Consider the following 22,020-nt stretch of genomic DNA (forward strand, 5'->3'; position numbering starts at 1 on the left):
GACGATGACAGAAGAAAATAAAAATGCGCAAGATCCATCCGATCAGTATCCGAAGCCACCATTTCCTAAACAAGATCAGCAGCCACCAGGAACAGAGTCTGATCTTGAACCGAAAGCCGATCATGGAGAAGAATCATATAAAGGCAGCGGTAAATTAACAGGTAAAAAAGCCATTATTACCGGTGGCGACTCAGGAATTGGCCGAGCGGTGGCGATTGCTTTTGCCCGCGAAGGTGCTGATGTGTTAATTAGTTATTTAGATGATAGTGAAGATGAAGATGCAAAAACTACGGCTAAATATGTGGAAGAGGCAGGGAGAAAAGCAGTTCTGGTTAAAGGAGATATTCAGGATGAATCGCATTGCCAATCGATTATTGATAGTGCCATCAGTGAATTGGGTGGCCTGGATATTTTGGTTAACAATGCCGCTTTTCAAATGGCCAGAAAATCATTAAGCGAAATTCCGAGTGAAGAGTGGGAGCGTACGTTTCGCACCAATATTACCGCGATGTTTTTTCTATGCAAGGCTGCAGAACCTCACCTTAAACCAGGTAGCAGTATCATCAATACTACTTCGGTAAATGCTTATTCGCCAAGCGAGCAACTTTTACCCTACGCGGCAACCAAGGGTGCCATTCAAAATTTTACCGCAAACCTCAGCCAGATTTTACTAATGAATGGAAAAGGAATCCGTGTAAACGCGGTGGCTCCAGGTCCAATTTGGACACCATTAATACCATCTACCATTCCTGAACATGAAGAATTTGGAAAAGATACACCAATGGAACGTGCCGGACAACCTGCAGAGGTAGCGCCAGCGTATGTATTCCTGGCATCCAATGATGCGAGTTATATTGCCGGAGCCACTATCCCGGTAACCGGTGGTAGAATAACGATTTAAATAAAGTGATTTAGTTATAATGAAAAAGAGGCCCTAAAAAGCCTCTTTTTTGTGTTAATCCTTTCTTAGTTGCAGGCCAGCAGCAATCTATCCGTCTGGAAAGATTAGGCCCTGCCTTCGCAATGGCGATCATTCTGCGATCACTTGATTTTAACTATGAATCAGTTTTGGTTACTGCCTGTACCCAGGTTTTATTTTTACAGTGCTTGCAGCCACCATTCCGGTTTAAATTTTCGTCAGTTTTAAAAGCACCACACTTATCACAAACCATTAAATCTGTTTTTTGGTGAGCCTGGATGGAGAAGGCTTCATCCCAAACAGGTATGACGGAAAGTCCCGGGCTTGGATCAGGATTTTCTACCAAGCTAAAAAAACCTCCTGCTTCAAAATATAAACGGCCAACCATACCCAAATGACTAATTCCTTCCGATCGGAGTTGTGCAAAAATGCGTTCGGTGCTTACTCTGGTAGCCAGCATGGTATCGAGCTCCAGAACGCCATCCTTTACTAAAGTATCGAATTTATCTTGTGTAATAGATTCAAATTTTCTGTTAACTGCGGCTTTCCATGCGATAAACATTTGGTAGCTAACAATGATAATGGCAATAACCACGGCAGGAAGCAAACCCCTATCTGGACTCATCAACGGAACACCAATTGCTGCCGCCAGCGAAGCCACCGCTGCCATTTCATTTCTGCTTAATTGAGATGACATTCTTTTGCCCATCATCCGCATAGAAAGCATTAATAAGATATAGATCACCGTTACCCGAATAATCACTTCGATAAAGAAATGATAGGGTACATCGCCAAATAAAATGCGATGAATATCAGTTATATTAATTTCGTACTCTTTCATGTTATTTGGCAATTACGGCGGTAACCCAATCTTTTGCGCCACAGTGATCGCAATTCTTATCTATATCACTTTTTGATTTTGCACTGTTCCCACAATTTAAACAGACTTTTTCATCCTGTTTAATTGCAAATTGATCCACATGGTCTTTTTCACCTGGTGGTAACAATAACAAACCTGGTTTGGGTGATGGATATTTAAATATGGAAAATAAGCCAGAAGCTTCCAGGTAAACCCGGTTAATTTCGCCCAGGTTGTAAATTTTCTGGCACCGCAATTCTGCCAGTAGCTGATCTCTGGAAATTTTCATGCTTGCCAAACGATCTACAGCAATTACGCCATCGGCAACCAAAAGGCTTTCACGCCCTTGAGTAATACGCTCAACAACCTTGCTTTTCAAAGCAAAATAATTCAGTCCTCTTTGAAAAATTACGGCACAAACCAATACCACTAATCCCTGCAACAAACCCCTGTCGGGCATCTGCATCGGTACAGAAATAATTGCCCCGAGTGTAAGCATTACCGCCAGTTCGGATATCGTTAACTGACCGCCCATGCGCTTACCCAATAAACGTAGCGTAACCAGTAACAGTAAATAAACAATCATGGTTCTAACGAGCACCTCGATTAAAAATGAGGGTGGTGCAATGCCAAAAAGCATGCGATGCCAATCTCCCCAATGAATTTCTTCTTGTTTCATGATTGAATGAATTTGAATTATTTAGAATAGCTGAAGGTTTTGTTTATTGAAATTCCATTTGGGTTGCGCTCCTGAATGGCATTGAAAACGTCGGTTACTGTTTGGGCCTTCAACTTTCCATAAACAGTAATGGTATTGCCTTTTAAATCAGCCCAGGCTTGCGGGTGTTTGGCCAATATACTGTCAGTTTGTTGTTTCAGGGAAAAATTATCGCTTATCAGCACCGGGCAAATCATAATGTGCTCATCAATGTTTTTAATTACGTGGATGCTCTTTAGCTTTTGCATCACCGCCAATTTTGATTTTGTAGTTGGGCAGTTCCCCCAAATGGTCAGCTTCCTTTCGTTTACTGTAAAATGAAGACCGGCGAAATTTACGTCCTCCTTTGCTTTCATGGTAATATCGGCCTTAATTTGCTGGTCTCTTTGATAAGAATTGCAGCCGGTAGCCATCATAAATATAGTCAGCGCAAGCAAAAGGCTTTGCTTGCAGGTAAGTTTTTGTCGCATACATTTAGGTATCTTGAAATATCTTGTTGGTAATGTTTTATAAACCAATGCTTTGTATAGAAAACAGCTTTAAAAGACCGCTGGTTTTGCGAAAAACAACGAAGTTTATACGCATAAAAAACAGCGGTTTTTCCGCTGTCTTGTAAGCACCTATAAAAGTCCTGCGATTCCATTTGTGGGTGCTTTCCATTTTAGCACTGAGATTTTTCCTCTCGAATCGCGACTATAAGTTGCATTTGCTGGAGCTTCCATTATACGGTCGATTTCTGCCGCCTGCACCATTGGCTCCAATTTGTCGTTTCTGTTTGCTATGGAGATTCTATCCCTTCGAGCATTTCTTTTCTGCTTTTCCATAATCTGTTATACTTTATAATTTAAAAACCATCAGATTTATTCTACTGTTTGGGATGTTTTTATTTCAGGTATTCTATTCATTTAAAAGGTTACGGGGCGGGTATTTTTTACATTTCAAATAAGTAGGTGTGGCGAAAACTACTTCTCAAAATAATGTGTTGTTTTAAGAGCAAGTTGTAAATACGAATCTCTAAATGAATAAACAACCTTCAGAACTGTGGTGGAAAGAAACCATCATTTATCAGATTTATCCCCGATCGTTTAAAGACACTAATAGCGATGGTATTGGAGACATTAACGGCATCATAGAAAAGTTAGATTACCTAACCTGGCTTGGAATAGAAAGTATCTGGATTTCTCCTATTTATCCATCACCTATGGCAGATTTTGGATATGATATTGCCGACTACCGAAATGTTGATCCCATATTTGGTAACCTTGAACATTTCGATCATTTGCTTCGTGAAGTCCATTCCAGAGGAATGAAGCTGATTCTGGATTTTGTGCCCAACCACACCTCCGATCAACATCCGTGGTTTTTAGCCTCAAAATCGTCAATAGATGATCCCAAACGTGATTGGTATATCTGGAAAGATGCCGCTTCAGAAGGTAATGTTCCAAATAATTGGCTGGCCATGTTTGGGGGAAGTGCCTGGGAATGGCATGAGCCTACAAAACAATATTATTATCATGGTTTTTTGGCCGAGCAACCCGATTTAAACTGGAGAAATGAGGCGGTAGTGGAAGCCATGTTAAACGAAATGAAATTTTGGCTGGATAAAGGCGTAGATGGGTTTCGCGTGGATGTGATTTGGCATATGATAAAAGATCTGTTGCTGAGAGATAACCCTGCTAACCCGGATTATACCCCCGATATGGCCACCTACAATAAGCTTTTGCCTGTTTTTTCTACCGATCAACCCGAGGTGCACCAGATTATTTCGAAAATGCGCCACCTGTTGAATAGCTATGAGGATAGGATGATGATTGGGGAGATTTACTTGCCGATTCAAAAATTAATGGCCTATTATGGCGCTGATGATGATGGTGCGCACATGCCATTTAATTTTCTATTATTGGATACACCCTGGAACCCTGAAGCCATTGGCCTGGCCATCGATCTTTATGAAGGTGCCTTGCCCGAAAATGGATGGCCAAACTGGGTACTGGGAAATCACGACCAGCGGAGAATATTAAGCAAAGTTGGCGCAGCCCAGGCAAGGGTGGCGGCAGTTTTACTGTTAACCCTGAGGGGAACGCCCACCATGTATTACGGAGATGAGATCGGAATGGAAGATGTGATGATCCCTAAAGAGGAGATAAAAGATCCGCAGGGATTAAATATGCCCGATAAAAATTTAAGCAGAGATCCGGCCCGTACGCCAATGCAATGGGATGATAGTGACAATGGAGGTTTTAGTGATACAAAACCATGGTTGCGTTTAGCTGGAAATTATCAGCTTATCAATGTAGAAGCACAAAAACAAGATGCTCAATCGATGCTAATGTTATACAAAAACCTCATCGCATTAAGGCAATCTACTCCGATTTTAAAATATGGAAATTACCGGCCTGTAATTAAAACAGCGCAACTTCTGGCCTACATCCGCGAAGTTGATGAAGAAAACGGCTACTTAGTCGTACTAAACTTTAGCCATTCGCCAGCGGAATTTAACACTGACAAATCTTATTCAGGCGAAGTTGTGCTTTCAACTGTAGAAGGTATTGCAAATAAATTTTTCAGTGCCGGTTATTTGCTAGGAGCTGATGAAGCTTTGATTATAAAATTGACTTGACATTTAGATGGAAACGGGATTATTGTATCGGGCAGGAACTTGTAGGTTTCGGGTTTGGGCTCCTGAAAAAGAAAATGTAAGCCTTCGGATTGTTTACCCCAATCAGACAGATTATCTGATGAAAGAGCTTGCTGATGGTTACCATGAAATTACCTTAGATCAAATATCATCGAATACAAAATATCTTTTTGGAATAGAGGGCGAGTTTTTTCCTGATCCTGCCTCACATGCTCAACCAAATGGCGTGCATGGGCCTTCCTGCGTAATTGACCATGAAGAATACCGCTGGAATGATCAGCTATGGAAGGGCATTCCGTTTGAGCAACTGGTTATTTACGAACTCCATGTAGGTACTTTCAGCGAAGCTGGAACTTTTGAAGCCGTTATCGCACACCTTGATTATTTGATAGCACTTGGCATAAATGCAATTGAATTAATGCCGGTAGCCCAGTTTCCGGGAAGCAGAAACTGGGGCTACGATGTGGTTTATCCTTATGCCCCGCAAAAAAATTACGGAGAACCAAATGCACTTAAAAAGTTAGTCGATAGCTGCCATAAGAAAGGGATTGCCGTTATTTTGGATGTAATTTACAATCATTTAGGTCCGGAAGGGAACTACTTCAAACAATATGGGCCGTATTTCAGCAAGAAATACACCACACCATGGGGAGAAGCTTTAAACCTTGACGGTGAATGGAGTGATGGGGTGCGGACTTTTATTCTTGATAACATGGAGTACTGGTTTAAACACTTCCATATTGATGGTTTAAGATGTGATGCCGTACATGAAATTTACGATTCGAGTGCCGTGCATATTTGGGATGAAGCTGCTGATCGGATTCAATCTATTGTTCAACGTACGGGTCGCCAGGTTTATCTCATTGCCGAAAGCGATACCAATAATCCAAAAGTAGTGATGCCTCGCTCACGAGGTGGATTTGGATTTAGAGCGCAATGGCTGGATGATTTTCAGCATGCCGTTTATGAGTTACTTAATCCTTGCGACAAGGAACGCTATGCTGGCTTTGGGAAAATAACTCACCTCGCAAAAGCTTTCGATCAAGGTTTTGTACATAGTGGCGAATTTGTGGAGGTGAGAAAAAAGAGGCATGGTGCTTGTTCAATAGGAATATCTCCTGATCATTTTGTGGTTTTTAATGATAACCACGATCAAACAGGGAATAGGCCAAACGGAGAGCGAACAGCTTCTTTTTTCGATTTTGATAGGCTGAAACTATCCTGTGTACCAAGTTTGCTATCACCATATATCCCTATGTTATTTATGGGAGAAGAGTTTGGAGCAAAGACACCCTTTCATTTTTTTGTAGATCATAGCGACCCTGACTTACTTGAAGCGGTTAAAAATGGACGCAAAAAGGAGTTTGAATCTTTTAATGGGATCTCAGAACCCGCAGATCCAGGCGCACTCAGCACCTTTATTGATTCAAAACTAAACTGGAATCAGCTTTCAGATCCAGAATCTGCCTGTTTATTGGCCTGGTATAAAAAGTTAATCGCCATCCGGCAATCATTTTCCGCGTTCCAAACCCGGGATAGACAGTTTGTAAAAACCAATATCCTTTCAGATAAAGTTTTGGAATTGGTACGAACGGATAGCGCTAAAACCCAGGTGGCAAAATGCTTATTCAATTTTGGTGATCAGGAAATGCTTTATCAAATTAGTGCAGATACCGACGAGGTAGAAAAAATTCTGGATTCAAACGACCCTGAATTCTGCATGCACAATATACCTCCAAAAGATAACAAACAGCAATTTTTAAAAGGGGAAACATTGCTGCTTCAACCCTTTAGTGTGGTTGTATTGGTTTGGAACAGCACAGTCAGTGAATAGTTTTATCACAAGTTCAGCTCCAAATTAATACCTTGCTTTAGCAACTTTATACATCCTAATGTTTCCTGCAATCAAACTTCCATTGCGAAAACTGATGGTGAAATATACTTCATTGCCACTGTATGGCCTCGTTTTACAATCCTCGATATAGAATTTAATCCGCTGGTTATTATCATCTTCAATTAAGCCTATTCCAGCTTTGCTATTGTAGGAGAGAATTTTACCTGTTCTCATTGATATAATAAATTTATGTGGTTAAATCTTCATTTAATCCTGCCCGTTATCTTCTGGGGACTAAATAAATTGGTTTAATGAATCAGTGTTGATACTTTTCGGTACAAACTCGAACAATCAAAAGGTTTAAAAATGATGGCATCTGCTCGGTTCGGAACTTTCAACGCCTGCGATTCGAGCATCGCTGTGATAAGCAAAACCGGAATATGAGCAGTTTGAAAGCCTACTTTGATTTGATTACAAAGCGTTCTGCCATCGGCCATGTCGAGCAAAATATCCATGATGATCAAATCGGGTTTAAATTTTTGAATAGACGACATCAGTTCATTTGAACTGCAGATGCTGGAAACCTCGAAAGATTGTTCTTCTAAAACCGCTTGTATGGCTTCCGCGTTACTTTGGTCGTCATCTAATACCAAAATTTTTGAATGATGCTTTCTCATAATGAATTGTTCTAGATGGCCAATATTTATACCATTAGTGTTTATGATGCTAAATACTTAGCATCTTCGAAACCGCTATTTATACTTTGCGTAAGTTGGTTCAGGTTAAATAAATGTTGATCTGCCCATTTGCTATATTGCTCCAACTCGTTTCGTTCACAATCTCTTATCAGGTTAATTGAAAGTTTAATAACCAGGTTACCGCCAAGTAGCAGGGTTTGATAACTAATAATAGACCTAACGGCGGTGTGTTTGTGATCTTCATACCTCAAAAAGCTTAAATATTTCCGGCTTTTGAATTGAAGTAATTTACCATGGAACCGCCTTCCCAAATGATCTATCCAAATGATAGGACTATTTGTTTTCCAATCGCATTCATAATGTCCTCCACGTTCAGCATAAAAGAGTGGTGAACTTAGTGCCTTCCAAAATGCCCAGCTTGAGCCATTAATTTTGATGATTTTTTCTATGATCATAAGCTTAAAACAAAAATCAAATGTATTAGCAAAAAGAGAGAAAAAATAGGCTCTGCCTTGCAAACAGGTACTTTACGGGCATTTTACGTATTTGGAGCAACGCGTTTTTTTAGTCCATCAAATTAAATTTCGAAGAGAATTCGGGTTGGTTTTTTGTTGAGGTAAATACGGGGAATAGGGGGAATAGGGGGAATGGGAAATAGGGAATAGGGAATGGGAAATGGGGATGGGGAATAGGTGAGGGAAAATAGGGGGATGGAGAATAGCGCACCTTCTTGTTTTTTAAAGGTGCGCTGTTAATTAAGTCTCAGAGTTACATTTGTACACCCTTATATAGCGATTTGGTTTCGGTTACTAAACCAGCGATGATGGCAAAAATTCCCATTAAAACATGTGGCAGATAAACTTCAGAATAGAAGCCAAAAAGCCAGGGTGAAACGGCTAAAACGAGCCCGAGTGTCATATCCATATCCAAATGAAAAGCCATTGGCAGGTTTCTTTTAAGTCCTAATTCGTAATTTGTAAATAAGGAAAGGATCAGCACTAGCGCTGCGGAAGCGAAAAATAAGGTTGCCGCGGGCCAATTGCCGATAAAACCAAATAGCCAGGGTGCTGCACACATAAATGCTACAGAAATATAATCGATTACGCCATGTGCCTTTCTTGAAAGTTTTCTCATTTTCTAACAGTTTTATTTATACAACATTTTTTATCGTCGCATGGCGATGCAATTTCTACCCGATTTTGATGTGGTAATTACTTTAAATAAATAGAAGCATTAACTATACGTGGTTTACATGTTGATTTATTTGCTCAGATCTATTTTCTCCAGGCCAATCGTTGGAGGACCAGTTAATACCGTGCCATCAGTAGAAAAGCGACCGCCATGGCAAGGACAATCCCACGATTTTTCTGACGTATTCCAATGCACAATACAGCCTGCATGCGTACAAACTGGCTTAAGTGCAGTAATCTTACCTGCCGGATCTTTGTAAATGGCTACTTTTTTGCCATCTAAAGTCACCACCTTACCTTCGTTAAAATGTATTTCTTTTGTAGAGGCAATGAGCTCTGTATTGAAACGATCTGCGATAAAGCGGTACGTAACATCGGCATTTTCCTTTACAAATTCACTGAAACCTGCAATAGGTTTCAATCGCGAAGGGCTTAGAATTTCTGACAGCGGATTCTTATTTCCCAGAATTAAATCGGTAATCATTTCCCCTGCTAAAGAACCAAAAATCATCCCGTTTCCGTTAAAGCCAGTGGCTAGAAAAGTGTTTTCGGCGCCTCCTGGTAGCTGGCCAATATAAGGCAGTCCATCAACAGGAACATAATATTGTGACGACCACCGGTAACGTACAGTGGAAATATCAAAATGATTAAAGGCATATTCTTCCAATGCTCTAAAGGCTGCTAAGGGATCATCATGGCCAGTTTTATGATCTTCGCCACCGATGATTAAGAATTTTTTCCCCTCAATTTCATGACTTCTGAAATAATGGTAAGGCTCTTTCATATCGTAGGATAAACAATCGGGATAATTTCCACTAGCCAATTCAGCGGCAATTGCATAACTTCGGTACGGCGCATTCCGGAGTGATAGCAGGTTAATCCCCGGCGGAATATGTGTAGCCCAAAAGACATTTTCAGCTAAACATTCCTCCTCTCCTGATTTGGCGTGATGAATTTTTCCTTCATAAGCCACCTCGGTAATGAAGGTGTTTTCGAGAAACTCGCCACCCAGCTTCAAAAACTCCTCAATTATTCCATTTACATATTTTACCGGATGGAACTGCGCCTGGTTAGCAAATTTTAATGCTTTCTTGAAAGGAATTTCCACGCCATTTTCGTTTGCGACTTCTACCTCCACGCCAGCCTGCTGTGACGATTCGAAGATTTCCTCAAGTTGGCCGGTTTCCTTTTCGTTCTGTGAAAAAAGATACCCATCCTTGTATTCGAAATCAGCTGCAATGCCAAGGCTTTCAACGTTCGTTTCAATTTGCTTGATGGTTCTCTTCGCCGCATCGGCAATTAATTTTGAAGTTTCCTTTCCAAAATCGCTATCAATTTCAGGATAGGTAGCATCTAAAAAGGTATTCAAATGTGCAGAGGTACCACCGGTTGTGCCAAAGGCGGCCTGGTGTCCATCAACCAACAAACAACGCTTTCCCTTTCGTTGCAAGTTTAATGCGGTAGTTGCACCAGTGATGCCCGCACCAATAATCAGTACATCAAATGTTTGGTTGTCAGTTGTAGTTTTTTCTTCAGATAGCTTCGTTTCCGCTTGCCAAAGGCTAGTTCTATTTCCATCGCGATTGTTCATAGTACTTATTTAAATTATTCAGAAATAAATAGATTGCTTTTTCTGCAATGCTTTGGCAGATTAGCGCCTGCCCGCCTTTAAAAAACAGTATAAAAGCGATCGATGTTTAGCTAAAAAGAAAATTCTGTTATCCCGCAGGTCCAGGAACTGAACCATTATTGAATTATTAAATGATATGCTGCTTGGTTTGGGTGATCAATTTCGATACTTATCGAAATTGAAACTTACCCGTACTTATCACTTTCCCTCTCGAGGATTTTAATTTCATAACCCGTATTTCGCTATCGAACTTTTGAAAATTTTACAGGTTTTTTAATTAGCTGGTACAAATCATAAGTACTGGCTCAGTTGCTAATTATTTTCAAACTAATAAGAAAACTATGTTTTATCACGACAGTAATTTACAGTACAAAGTACGAGTAGACAAGCCTAACCCGGCATTTGCGAAACTTTTACAACAAGCCATCGGCGGCATTGAAGGTGAGATTAGGGTATGCCTGCAATACCTTTTTCAAGCTTGGGGAAACCGTGGTCCGAGTAAATACCGGGATATGTTATTGGATACCGGTACAGAAGAAATTTCGCATATTGAAATGTTATGCACTGCAGTAGCGCTGAATTTAGATGGGGCTACAAATGAGTTAAAAGACAAAATTGCAGGTGAAAATCCTTTAGTCAGCGATATTCTTGGTGGCATGGACCCTCGTCAGGTACTTTCTTCCGGCCTTGCCGCAATGGCGGTTGATAGTAATGGTGTCCCGTTTAATGGCTCCTGGGTGGTAGGCAGTGGAAATATCGCTGCAGATATGTATGCCAATGTAATGGCCGAATCAACAGGCAGGGTGCTCGCTACCAGACTTTACGAACTCACCGATGATAGCGGTATGAAAGATATGCTTTCCTTTCTCATTACCAGGGATGCAATGCATCAGAACCAGTGGCTGGCTGTTTTGGAAGAACTTGGTGGACCTACCGTAAACTTGCCGATTCCGAATTCTTTTCCGACTGCATCACATGTTCCTGAGTACGATTACGCATTTGTAGGTACACATATCGATCAATCTGCCACTGCGCAGGGAAGATGGACTTCTGGTCCTTCGATAGATGGAAAAGGGACATTCACTGTGCTAAACGCAGTGCCCGATATTCCTATTCCGGATTTAGGCAAACCTGACCCAAAAGGTTATGCGCAAACCGAACAAATGGAAAAATTAGACAAGGGTATAATGGGCAACATTGCCGATTCGCTTTTACCATAAATTTTGATGATGCTCAAAAGAGCCGGATATGTAGGGTATTCGGCTCATCAAACCTATCTGCCATGCAAAAATTTCTCAACCAATTCTGCTTCATACTATTTTTCGTTCTCTTTTTAAGCTGTACATCTGGAAACAATAGCCCAGCAGATTCTCACCCCGGTAGTGGTTCTGTAAAGGCCGGAGACAAAGATCGCGACATCAAAAGTGAATCAGATACCACATCTAAAGATACCACTGATGGTAAAAGTAAAGCCAATTAATAAGGTGCGTGGATTAAAAAAGGTTGCAGTTTTTTGCTGGCTATCGCTTTTGTTTTCGCCATCTGCAAAGGCTTGTATCTCTTGTAATCGCTTAGTCCGGGAGGGAATTTATGGCAATCAATTTCGGATTCATCTCATTCAATTGCTTGCTGGTTTTGCGGTTATCATACTGTTATTAATCATCATAAACAAAGTTTGGAGAATACGGGAGAGAAGTAAGCAATTGCTTCTAGCAACTACGAAAAATGTGTTACTGGCACCTCTGGGCATGGCAGCTTTGGTTTTGGGCGTGGGCTTAGGAGGTTTTATAGATGGGATTTTATTTCACCAGATCCTGCAATGGCATGAAATGTTTTCAGCACAAATAGCCGCAACCGATTATGTAGGCAAGAGTATAAACATGTTTTGGGATGGGATTTTTCATTCCCTGTGTTTAATAACAGTAATTGCTGGGGTGGTCATGCTTTGGCGACTTCCTGTCCATCAAGCGGTAAACAGATCTGGAAGATTACTCGCTGGCGGTTTGCTAATGGGCTGGGCCATATTTAATATTTTGGAAGGTTTGCTTAATCACCTATGGCTTAACCTTCATCATGTTTATGAATATGCCCAACACAAAAACCAATATGATTTTGCCTTTTTAGGAGGATCTGCATTGGTTTTTCTATTAGGGTTTTGGATGATCCGAACCACAAACCAACCTGGTCAAGGCCAGGTAATTAGGGGTAAGTAGCCAACCAACCACGTTAAAATACTGGGTGTAAGTAGGCGAATTACCTGTTTTATTTTTTAGCTAAACAGCTGTATTTAGCGGGCTGTTGTAGCAATAAGATTAAAAAACACTTATACTATGAACAAGAAAAATGTAATGGCGATGATTTTATTCGTCGCAACTTTAGCGCTAGGCGCTTGTAAAGACAATGATCACGACAGAGATTATACTTTGAGTAATCAGGATTTTGTGAACAGGGCATCGAGCAGCAATAATTTTGAAATTGCCGCGGGAGCCATGGCGGTGACTAAAGGAGTTGATGCGGATGTGAAGCACTATGGGGAGCACATGGTTACCGACCACACTGCTGCCGGCGAGCAAATGAAAAATCTTGCAGCTGGAAAAGGCTGGAATGTTCCAGACGGGCTGCAGGCAAAAGAACAACAAAATTTGGAAAGATTATCAGCTTTGAGCGGTACCAATTTCGACAAAGAGTTTGTTAATATAATGGTTCAGTCTCACCAGGATGCTGTAAATCTTTTTAGAACTGCGGCAGATGAGTTTGGGGTACCTGATGCTGATTTGCGTTCAATGGCCGCTATGAAATTACCTACTTTAGAAGAACACCTTCGTGGTGCAACAACGCTAAAAAATAAAGTAAATCCATAAATTAATTGGTAGTTAATGGGATGCACTGGCCGTAGTGGTCAGTGCAATTTTTCTGCTAGGGCTTGCCGGTTTATTTATTCTCCTGATTTTGGCTCCCTGCCCTTGTTTGGAGGTGTACCAATTTCATGTGACTTCGTTGAATCTGCTGAATCTTTTTCAGCTTGCTTTTTCATCTGTTCCAATTGATCTTCTTGGTTGGCGCCTTCGATAATATTCTCAGCAGCATCTCTAACAGGTGTTTTGGGAGCATCAAATCCCCCTTCATTTATTTTATCATTCTGAGTGTGTTTCATAACCTTATTTTATTAATAGTTCATCATTGATTAGTTGAAAGCGTTTCAATTCGCTGTGATAAATCGAAAATTAAGCTGTTTGTTGCGATAACTTCTGTACAGTTCATAGTTAATGAGGTCGCTTTTTGTGAATTCACTCTTTTCGCTAACCTTTTATTAAACATTAAAATTTACCATGAAAAATAAAAAGCAAAAACCCGGTAAAAAACTGCATCAAAAACTTAAAAATCATCCTGAATCCGAACTCTCGACTGATAATGGAGAAAAAGAAATTTATGATGTTTTGGGTACAGTCGCCAGCCGAGATCTTACCAAAAGAAATTTTAAAGAGTCATCAGAAAATACAACTGGCGACAAGCCAGATGCTCCAGATGACTGGTCAGTTTCCTGGCCATAGCTTGATTTGAAATTTAAACCACTAATCTTCGCCTCTAGTTAATAGGGCATGAGTTGCATTTAATTCCAGTATTCGATTAACAAAAAAACAGCGATGAATCTCATCGCTGTCTCCTGGATAATATTATTTATTTTTCTTGATTTTGTTCCGCCCCGGCATTTGCCTCACTAATGGCAATTTCGGTAAGTAAAACATCTGTTTCCTTTTCTTCTTCAAGCGTTTGCCTTAAAAGCTCTTCGGCTTCTGTATGCTGCATTAAATTGGCATAAGTAACCAGACAACCATAACTTGCGATCTCATAATGCTCTACTTTCTGAGCTGCAGAAATCAAGGCTGCATCCAAAACTTCTGGCTGATCAGAGAAACTTTCGATAATCTCTTCAGCTTCTTCCAAAAGGCCAGCCATTGCTTTACATTTTTTTGCTCTGGCGGTTAAATCTATTGAACTGAAAACGTTTTTAAGTCGTTCAATTTGCCCTTCAGTTTGTTCGTAATGTGTATCAAACGCTTGTTTCAGTTTTTCACTTCCAGCGGCATCCGATAGTTTTTTCAGTCCTTTTAACAGTTGTTTTTCTGCGCCTAAAATATCTCTTAATTCATCTACAAATAATTCGTGCAAATGCCCGTTCGGCATCGTTGCACTGTTGCTTTGTTTTGCCATAGTATCGATTTTATTGTTATTATTATTTATTAGTTTTTAACTATTTAAATTTTATTGCTGGCTTGCCCGTTCCGTTACATTTTTCAGTTACATCAGCTATTTTACTAGCCCTGGGCTCCATATAAAAAACAATAAAAAATAATTGAAGTTTGGCGAAAACTACCCGCTTTGTATAGAAATAGTACGTAATTTACTACGGTATTTTTTGTCGGTTGATTTATCTTCTTGGTTAATAAATTATGATAAATAGGCTATATGGATCAAGAATTAGCAAGTGTCAGGTTTGCGATCTTGGCAGGCATCACCTGAAAAAGATGATGATGTATTGATCGCCTGAATTGAAAGGTGAGCCCCAGCGTTAGCCAGGATTGATGCTAAAAATTGCGCTTAGGATTATAAGCTGAATTATCCTTTTTGGCGTTACTTCTATAAGTTTCTAAGAAATGTTGTACGTTTTCAGGTGGATTAACATTTGCAATTAAACGCTTAACGTCTACGTCGTTACTCAATGCTTTGTTAAGCTGATGCTCCCAATCGATCAAGGCATCTTCAACGGAAATACCGCAACCATATATGCCTGTTTGAGCATCTTCGCCGTAGAGCACGCAAAAGTTATTTTCATATTTAAATATTGCTGGTGAAAGTTTTTTTGCGATTCCTTTTAATGGAACTTCAATTACCATATCTGGTGAAATTTTCATGTTTGGTATCAATTTATCGTTTTAAAATCTTTTTGTTTTTAAGAGATAGTCCTATATACATTGGAAAAAGAGGCAAGGATACCTTTTGGCATCCTGCCCACATTAACTGTAAACCTTATCCATCCGGACAATAATTTTAAGCAAACTAGCCAATTGATAGCAAAATAAAGTGCCAGATTCTTCATTCAGGTATTAATCAGATATATTTCGGTAGTATCCGCTAGTTTGAAGGTAATAAACAACTGACTCAAGTTTTCCACTACTTATCCCACCAAACAGGCTCGTAAATCAATGCCGTTCCCGGGAAATTCTGGTTGGTCGTAATTTCACTACTCGGGTATCAAAAATGTGAAGGCATTCTATTGGCCCCAAGCGTTTATAAAAACTCGGGGTAACCTGTTGGCAGTATATGCCTCAGGAGATAAGGCTGGTGATATCCTGTTGAAGTAGGTAAGGATGCATTGCTGATGAGCTGAGCATCCAAAGATTACAGTGGTAAGAAAGATTAAATCAGTTACTCAAAAAATCCGTTAAAAAAGGTCAATGGAGCAGGCTACTGCGGTTTGATTTGATGTTTTTTATGAAAGAGGTAAGGTAAACCAAAAAGAACTGCCGCTACCAACGGTGCTTTCTACGCCTATCTCTCCTCCATGTTGCTTTACAATTTCGGCGCATATAAACAGTCCTAAACCAAGGCCCGAATATTTCCCGCCAGTGGTATTAATCTGGTAGTAGCGGTCGAAAAGGTGTGGTGTTTTCTCTGCAGGTATTCCTGGTCCTTCATCACTTACCGTGATGCGCACAAAGCCTTCAATATTTTCAATATTGATTTTGATGAGATAACTTTCTGGAGCATATTTCATCGCATTAGTAATAAAGTTTGTTACCACTTGCTCTATCCGGCTTTCATCTGCATACACTGATATAGTTTTATCGCCTTCGGTGATGATTTTGTAATGGTCTTCAACCCGAATGTGATGTACACAGCTGCCAATCATTTCAACCACATTGAAATTGCTCTTGCTTAATCGCAATTGGCCATCATTCATCTGGCTGGTATTTAATAAATCCTCCACCATTTCAGTAACTCTAGAAATATTGTGATTGGCTTTTTCAATAAGGCTCAACATACGTTCGCTCGTTTCCCCCTTCATCCGTTGCATCAGTTGAAGGATGGCCTTTAAACTGGTAAGTGGTGTTTTTAATTCGTGACTGGCGATATTGATGAACTCGTCTTTCTTTTTTAACTGACTAATATGTTCTTCTACATTGGTACAAGAGCCGAACCAATTGATTTGTTCGCCGTGATTATCTACAAATAGTGAAGCTTTGATTTGATGCCATTCATAATTGCCTTCCTGATTAACTAACCTAATCGTTTCATTTAAATCTGAACCGCCTGTTTGGCAGGCATACCAACTCGTGAGTAATTTTCTTAAATCTAGTTGATGAATTTTTGAGAGGACGAACGAAGATCGGGTCTCATTTTTTGTACAATTGAAATATTTGCAGAACCGGGCATTAACATAACTTATCCGGCCAGTAGAAGATGCCGTCCAGATCATTTCTGGAGCAAGATCTGCCATAAATTCAAGCCGTTTCTGCTCATTTTCGGCTAAACTCTTTGCATTAAGCAGTTCTCTTTCGTAATTTTTGCGTTCTGTTACATCAACCACCACTACGTTAACCGCTTTAATGTCGCCGTTTTTATCACGGATGGTATTCGCGTTTAGTAATGTTGATAAGGAGTTGCCATCCTTTTTTAGCAGTCCGTAACTAAGTTCTTTTACTCCACCATCTATCTTTACCATAGGTAGAAAGAACATTTCAAAATGCATTTGGCCACCCTTTGGTAAAAGAGCGGCGAACTTTGTTCCTAATAATTCCTGTTCTGAAAAGCCCAACCAATGAAGTAGGGTATGGTTTATTTTGATAATTTCACCCTTCGTGGAGAGCGAAAAATAGCCACATGGCGCTGTATGATATAACTCATCTGAATTAATAAGGGTTTCTAGTAAATGATTTTTGCCGCTCATTGATTCGTCAGGATAGCTCATGTTAGGTAATGAACGTTTTAATAGCCCGAATTGTTTCTTCGGGTTCACTAATATGTGGGCAGTGGCCAGTCGCCTCTAAGAAAACGATCTCGTTTCCAGGGACATGCTGATAAACAAATTCGCCAGCACTATTAGGCGCTATAATATCGTCGGCACATTGCAGCGTCAAACTTTTAATTTTTAATTTCGACAGATCTGCCCGATTATCAGAGAAAAAAGTAACCCTGGCGAAGTCTCTGGCCACTTTTGGATCAGTAGAACAAAAACTCTCGGTTAAAAATCCTCCGAGTGCAGGTCGGTCAGGATTGCCCATGATGGCTGGAGCCATTTTACTTGACCAACCCAGGTAATTGCTATCCATAAAATCAAAAAGATTTTCCAGGTCAGCTTTTTCAAAGCCGCCGAAATAATCCCCTTCGTTTAGGTATCTGGCCGAGGGACCCACAAAAACTAACGTCGAAAAGTATTCAGGCTTTTGGTTGGCGGCTAGAAGTCCGATCATACAGCTCACAGAGTGCCCTACAAAAATAACGTCCTTTAATGCTAAGGCCTCGCAAATTTCAAGCACATCTTGTGCATAACCATCTAGCTTGCTGTATTTATAAGAGTCGTACTGTCCAATATCCGATTTACCCGAACCGGTATAATCGAATAGTACAACTTTATAATCTGCTGTAAAGCCATCTATAATAAATTGCCAGGCATTTTGATCGCAACCAAAACCATGTGCGAATAGCATAACCTGATTTCCTTTTCCAATAACATTTACATTGTTACGGATTAAGACTGACTGTTGCATGTAAAATAGGAATTGATTCGATAAAGATATGGAAAATATAGTATTTGCAAATAAACGGACAAGTATTTACACGGGTGTCGAGGTAAGTATAAAATGCTTGCGATTATTTCAAAATGTAACTGTATTTATAAGTCTAGCCGTAGATAATAGGCATGAAGTGACTAGAACTATTAACTCATGCTGATGCAGAACGCTTTCAATATTTACAAGTTAACTGCCTTTACAGTTGAATTTTCACAAGTGTTTTTTACCTTCGATTTTAACCGGTTGAAATATTATTCAATCGTTTGAAATTGTTTTCAGAGCAGTTTAAGCGATGTTTTTAGATTTCTTGAAATAAATTTTTTCTTTTTCATTGTACTTTTAATTCATAACTAACCAAATACATAAAAACACCAAAACTCATTAACATTTCTTTCGACAAAAAATACAACTAGATTTTTAAGCCGGAATTTTAATTTTTTACTGTAGAAAATGCGGTATGCTATAACAGCGATTTTGCCTGTGTGAAATTGCTATGCCCATCGTAATCTGCAGCATTTAATGCATAACTAACCAAAATAGATAATTATGAGAAAACCCTTTACCCATCACCATCATCGGACCTACCTCAGCCGTACTTTAACAGTTTTAATTCTTGTATTGATAGGAATCTGCATTACAGGTTTACAATCAGCCTATGCGCAGATTAAAATATCAGGTACAGTATCTGATAAAACTGCCGGATTACCAGGTGTAAGCGTTCAAGTAAAAAATACAAATACTGCAGCCAGCACAGATCCAAATGGCAAGTACACCATAACGGTGCCCAATGCACAGGCAATATTGGTATTCAGTTATGTGGGCTACGGTCAAAAGGAAATTCCTGTTGGCAATAGAACCGTTGTTAACGTAACGCTTGTCGAAAATGTGGGTGAGCTTGATGAAGTTGTAGTCACTGGCTATGGCGGAACTTCCAGAAAGAAAGACCTGGCTTCTTCAACTTCTACCATTACCGCTAAGGAGATTGAAGAAAGGCAGCCACTAAATTTGTTCGATGCTTTACAAGGCCAGGCCGCCGGAGTGCTGGTAGTTAATGATAACGGAGAGCCAGGGGCTGAAGGCTCTATTACCATTCGTGGTCCTTCTACCTTTTCCTCTGAAGGCCAGGGTACAGCGCCTCTATATGTAATAGATGGTGTAATTACGCCCAATGCGGCAGCCATCAATCCTAATGATATCCAAAATATCGAAGTACTTAAGGATGCAGCTTCTGCTTCCATTTATGGTTCGAGGGCAGCAAATGGAGTAATTTTGATTACAACTAAAAGAGGCTTGGAAGGGAGTCCACGAATAGATCTGCAGTATGTATTTACAATGGGCCGCATCGCTCATGAGATACAGCAGTCAAATTCTGCTGATATTCGGTATTATCGTCAATTGCAGGGTCAGTTAGCGGTTTTAACAGATTCATTAAACCCAGGCTTAAATTCTGCAAATGATCTGCAGAAATTATTACTCGGTAACCTGGCTAAAAAGCACGATGTCCGCCTGTCATTAAGCGGCGGGTCAAAAGGGCTTACCTATTCTACCAGCTTAAATTATCTCGACGATCAAGGGATTGCTTTAAATACCTACAACAAAAGAATACAGTCTAGAACGAATGTGGAATATCAGGCATCGAAAAAACTTAAGATTTCGACCAATATTTCTTTTTACAGGCAGACTGGAAATTATGCCAATATCGGAAACTCTATCCGGCCCGTTTTCGACCGACCCTCGAGTTATCTGATTTATTATCCCAATGGTACGCTAACCAGTTTCATCAATAACAAGAGAAACCCTATTGCCAATGCCTTATTGGAAGTGAATACCCGGGAGGATTACAAGGCTCAATTTGTAAGTACGCTAAACTACGATATCCTTAAAAACCTAAGGTTTACCGCCGCCTTAAATACGCAGCTGGATAATGGGCAACGCGTATTCTTTTCGCCACGGTATGTAACCAATCAAAATGGCGATAATAACGCCGCAACCAATGCTACAAGTAAGCGCTTCTATTACGAAGGACAAGCTTATTTAAACTATAACAAAAGTATCAAAGATCATAATTTCGCAGCAACATTGGGCGTATCAAGAGACCGGGTTCGGTTTGATGATATCACTTTAAGCGGTACCAATTTCGTACTGGAAAATGTGAACACAATCACTGGCTCAAATATCTCGGTATTGAGTGCTCAACGGGTTTCTGCATCAGCGGTTTCCACTGGTTCTTACTTTGCAAGAGCGAATTATAACTACAAAAGCCGGTACATTCTTCAGGGGGTATATCGCAATGATGCTTCATCAAGATTTGGGGTCGACAACAGGGCAGGGAATTTCCTTGCCGGTTCGGCAGCATGGCGCTTTAGTGATGAAAAAATCTTCTCTTCGCTCAAAAAGATTTTATACGACGGTAAGTTAAGATTCAGCTATGGCAGCTTGGGTAACGATGCAATTAGTCCTTATGAATCCATTCCAAGAGTAGAAATCGGAGGGAACAGTTACAATGGAGTGAGCGGAATTTCGACAACACCTACTTTTAGTAACACAGCACTAAAATGGGAAACAACAATTACCAAAAACCTGGGTCTTGATTTAAGTTTTTTGAAAGGCCGACTTTCATTAACTGTTGATGCATACCTCAGAGATACAAAAGACCTGTTGTACGACAGGCAAATGCCAAAAGAAACTGGCTATAATACCATCAAAGTAAACGTGGGCAATATTCAGAATAAAGGCCTTGAGTTTGCTGTTTCTGGGTCTCCCGTAGCTTCGAAAAACTTCAATTGGACGGTGAACGCCAATCTTTCAATAGAACGTGGCCGTATTAAATCACTTTACAACGGCGAACAATTTATAGCTGTAGGTTTGGGCGGAGTAAGTGGCGGTAACGCAAATTATCTGGTGAGAGAAGGTGGTAAGATTGGTGATTTTTATGGATGGAAAAATCTTGGTGTATATGAATATGACGCCTCGAATGCCTACACACCTGATGGACGAAGATTAACTCCCGTTGGTATAACCGTTAAATACCCTGTCCGCGGTACAGCTGCAGATCCTGTAGCATCGACCGCAAGTTATTATGAACTCGACGGGCAGCGTTACGCAGGTACAATTGTGCAGAAAAAAAACAGTGATGGAGCAGTACTGCTTGGAGGAGATACCGAATGGGAAGATACCAATAATGATGGCTTTATCAATGAGGGCGATCGGCATGTGATTGGAAATGCGCAACCAGATTTTTACCTGGGTTTTGTAAATAACTTTACCTACAAAAACCTGTCCCTTTCCTTCATCATCAACGCTACAATTGGTGGCCAGGTGTATAACCAGTTTAAACAAAATCTAACCAATTTTGCAAATAATGGCAATCCATCCTTACCAGAGGCGATTTATGGTGCCTGGACCAAACAGGGAGATCAATCTACTTATCCTTATTATCCAGATAAAAATATCAGGGGAAGCCAGCGATCTGGAGGAAACAGTTACTTTTTAGAAGATGCCAGTTTCATCAGGTTGTCTAACGCCAGATTTACCTACAGGCTTGATTCAAAAATCGCTAAAAAACTATTTACAAGAAGCCTTTCGGCCTATGTTTACGGTGTTAATTTGCTTACCTACACCAATTATACGGGTTATGATCCGGAATTTTCCGCATCCTCAGGTTTAACTCCCGGAGATGACACCGGCAAATATCCTAAGAGAAGAGAGTTGGGTTTTGGTATTAACATCGGATTTTAATTT

The 22,020-nt window shown here is 40.2% G+C and carries 23 protein-coding genes; 9 read left to right on the top strand and 14 right to left on the bottom strand.

What is annotated here, in order from left to right:
* Positions 1-4 precede the first annotated feature (4 nt).
* Entirely contained in the window at positions 5-901 is an 897-nt protein-coding gene (locus tag ACZZZC_RS06725) for an SDR family oxidoreductase (RefSeq protein WP_463485375.1), read from the top strand.
* Between the two features lie 154 nt (positions 902-1,055).
* Here the strand turns inward: ACZZZC_RS06725 and ACZZZC_RS06730 are convergent, their stop codons facing one another.
* The 4 genes from ACZZZC_RS06730 to ACZZZC_RS06745 all read right to left on the bottom strand — a co-directional run bounded on the left by ACZZZC_RS06730 (position 1,056) and on the right by ACZZZC_RS06745 (position 3,320).
* Entirely contained in the window at positions 1,056-1,760 is a 705-nt protein-coding gene (locus ACZZZC_RS06730; RefSeq protein WP_463485376.1) for a DUF421 domain-containing protein, read from the bottom strand.
* A gap of 1 nt (position 1,761) precedes the next feature.
* Complete coding sequence (locus ACZZZC_RS06735; protein ID WP_463485377.1) at positions 1,762-2,457, bottom strand: DUF421 domain-containing protein; 696 nt, start codon at positions 2,455-2,457, stop codon at positions 1,762-1,764.
* A gap of 17 nt (positions 2,458-2,474) precedes the next feature.
* Positions 2,475-2,966 carry a hypothetical protein gene (locus ACZZZC_RS06740; RefSeq protein ID WP_463485378.1) on the bottom strand — a complete coding sequence of 164 codons (492 nt, stop codon included), beginning with the start codon at positions 2,964-2,966 and terminating at the stop codon, positions 2,475-2,477.
* 150 nt (positions 2,967-3,116) lie between these two features.
* Positions 3,117-3,320: a hypothetical protein gene (locus ACZZZC_RS06745; RefSeq protein WP_463485379.1), complete on the bottom strand. Its 204-nt coding sequence runs from the start codon at positions 3,318-3,320 to the stop codon at positions 3,117-3,119.
* Positions 3,321-3,514: 194 nt separating this feature from the next.
* Between ACZZZC_RS06745 and ACZZZC_RS06750 the strand changes: the two genes are divergently transcribed.
* Positions 3,515-5,116, top strand: a complete 1,602-nt coding sequence (locus tag ACZZZC_RS06750; protein WP_463485380.1) for an alpha-amylase family glycosyl hydrolase — start codon at positions 3,515-3,517, stop codon at positions 5,114-5,116.
* 7 nt (positions 5,117-5,123) lie between these two features.
* Positions 5,124-6,968, top strand: coding sequence for a malto-oligosyltrehalose trehalohydrolase (gene treZ, locus ACZZZC_RS06755; protein ID WP_463486811.1), 1,845 nt, complete (start codon positions 5,124-5,126; stop codon positions 6,966-6,968).
* A gap of 24 nt (positions 6,969-6,992) precedes the next feature.
* On the opposite strand, the gene ACZZZC_RS06760 is transcribed toward treZ, so the two are convergent.
* The 5 genes from ACZZZC_RS06760 to ACZZZC_RS06780 form a co-directional block, all read right to left on the bottom strand.
* Positions 6,993-7,202, bottom strand: a complete 210-nt coding sequence (locus ACZZZC_RS06760) for a hypothetical protein (protein ID WP_463486812.1) — start codon at positions 7,200-7,202, stop codon at positions 6,993-6,995.
* Between the two features lie 74 nt (positions 7,203-7,276).
* Positions 7,277-7,645 carry a response regulator gene (locus ACZZZC_RS06765; RefSeq protein WP_463485383.1) on the bottom strand — a complete coding sequence of 123 codons (369 nt, stop codon included), beginning with the start codon at positions 7,643-7,645 and terminating at the stop codon, positions 7,277-7,279.
* A gap of 41 nt (positions 7,646-7,686) precedes the next feature.
* A complete protein-coding gene (locus ACZZZC_RS06770; RefSeq protein WP_463486813.1) occupies positions 7,687-8,121 on the bottom strand; it encodes a hypothetical protein in 435 nt (144 codons plus the stop codon).
* A 313-nt stretch (positions 8,122-8,434) separates the two neighbouring features.
* On the bottom strand, positions 8,435-8,800 hold the full coding sequence (locus ACZZZC_RS06775) for an SPW repeat domain-containing protein (protein ID WP_463486814.1): 366 nt from the start codon (positions 8,798-8,800) through the stop codon (positions 8,435-8,437).
* A gap of 126 nt (positions 8,801-8,926) precedes the next feature.
* A complete protein-coding gene (locus tag ACZZZC_RS06780) occupies positions 8,927-10,447 on the bottom strand; it encodes an FAD-dependent oxidoreductase (protein ID WP_463486815.1) in 1,521 nt (506 codons plus the stop codon).
* Between the two features lie 380 nt (positions 10,448-10,827).
* On the opposite strand from ACZZZC_RS06780, the gene ACZZZC_RS06785 reads away from it, so the two are divergent.
* The 4 genes from ACZZZC_RS06785 (at position 10,828) to ACZZZC_RS06800 (ending at position 13,347) form a co-directional block, all read left to right on the top strand.
* Positions 10,828-11,706, top strand: a complete 879-nt coding sequence (locus ACZZZC_RS06785; protein WP_463485387.1) for a manganese catalase family protein — start codon at positions 10,828-10,830, stop codon at positions 11,704-11,706.
* A 62-nt stretch (positions 11,707-11,768) separates the two neighbouring features.
* Positions 11,769-11,966, top strand: coding sequence for a hypothetical protein (locus tag ACZZZC_RS06790; RefSeq protein ID WP_463486816.1), 198 nt, complete (start codon positions 11,769-11,771; stop codon positions 11,964-11,966).
* Entirely contained in the window at positions 11,944-12,699 is a 756-nt protein-coding gene (locus tag ACZZZC_RS06795; protein WP_463486817.1) for a DUF2243 domain-containing protein, read from the top strand. Before ACZZZC_RS06790 ends, ACZZZC_RS06795 begins: the two co-directional genes overlap by 23 nt.
* Before the next feature lie 117 nt (positions 12,700-12,816).
* Complete coding sequence (locus ACZZZC_RS06800; RefSeq protein WP_463486818.1) at positions 12,817-13,347, top strand: DUF4142 domain-containing protein; 531 nt, start codon at positions 12,817-12,819, stop codon at positions 13,345-13,347.
* A gap of 74 nt (positions 13,348-13,421) precedes the next feature.
* Here ACZZZC_RS06800 and ACZZZC_RS06805 read toward each other — a convergent pair whose 3' ends face one another.
* A complete protein-coding gene (locus tag ACZZZC_RS06805; RefSeq protein ID WP_463486819.1) occupies positions 13,422-13,640 on the bottom strand; it encodes a hypothetical protein in 219 nt (72 codons plus the stop codon).
* Positions 13,641-13,815: 175 nt separating this feature from the next.
* Here ACZZZC_RS06805 and ACZZZC_RS06810 point away from each other — a divergent pair, with 175 nt between their 5' ends.
* Positions 13,816-14,037 (top strand): hypothetical protein, encoded by a 222-nt coding sequence (locus ACZZZC_RS06810; protein ID WP_463486820.1) that lies wholly within the window; start codon positions 13,816-13,818, stop codon positions 14,035-14,037.
* A gap of 127 nt (positions 14,038-14,164) precedes the next feature.
* On the opposite strand, the gene ACZZZC_RS06815 is transcribed toward ACZZZC_RS06810, so the two are convergent.
* The 4 genes from ACZZZC_RS06815 to ACZZZC_RS06830 all read right to left on the bottom strand — a co-directional run bounded on the left by ACZZZC_RS06815 (position 14,165) and on the right by ACZZZC_RS06830 (position 18,255).
* Entirely contained in the window at positions 14,165-14,698 is a 534-nt protein-coding gene (locus tag ACZZZC_RS06815; protein ID WP_463486821.1) for a YciE/YciF ferroxidase family protein, read from the bottom strand.
* Positions 14,699-15,072: 374 nt separating this feature from the next.
* Complete coding sequence (locus tag ACZZZC_RS06820; protein ID WP_463486822.1) at positions 15,073-15,399, bottom strand: hypothetical protein; 327 nt, start codon at positions 15,397-15,399, stop codon at positions 15,073-15,075.
* Positions 15,400-15,977: 578 nt separating this feature from the next.
* Positions 15,978-17,456 (bottom strand): sensor histidine kinase, encoded by a 1,479-nt coding sequence (locus ACZZZC_RS06825; RefSeq protein WP_463486823.1) that lies wholly within the window; start codon positions 17,454-17,456, stop codon positions 15,978-15,980.
* Between the two features lies 1 nt (position 17,457).
* Complete coding sequence (locus ACZZZC_RS06830) at positions 17,458-18,255, bottom strand: alpha/beta fold hydrolase (protein ID WP_463486824.1); 798 nt, start codon at positions 18,253-18,255, stop codon at positions 17,458-17,460.
* A 570-nt stretch (positions 18,256-18,825) separates the two neighbouring features.
* Here ACZZZC_RS06830 and ACZZZC_RS06835 point away from each other — a divergent pair.
* The gene (locus ACZZZC_RS06835) at positions 18,826-22,017 is read left to right on the top strand and encodes a SusC/RagA family TonB-linked outer membrane protein (RefSeq protein ID WP_463486825.1); all 3,192 of its coding nucleotides are present in this window, start codon (positions 18,826-18,828) and stop codon (positions 22,015-22,017) included.
* Positions 22,018-22,020: the final 3 nt, after the last annotated feature.

It is taken from the genome of Pedobacter sp. AC212 (assembly GCF_979258625.1).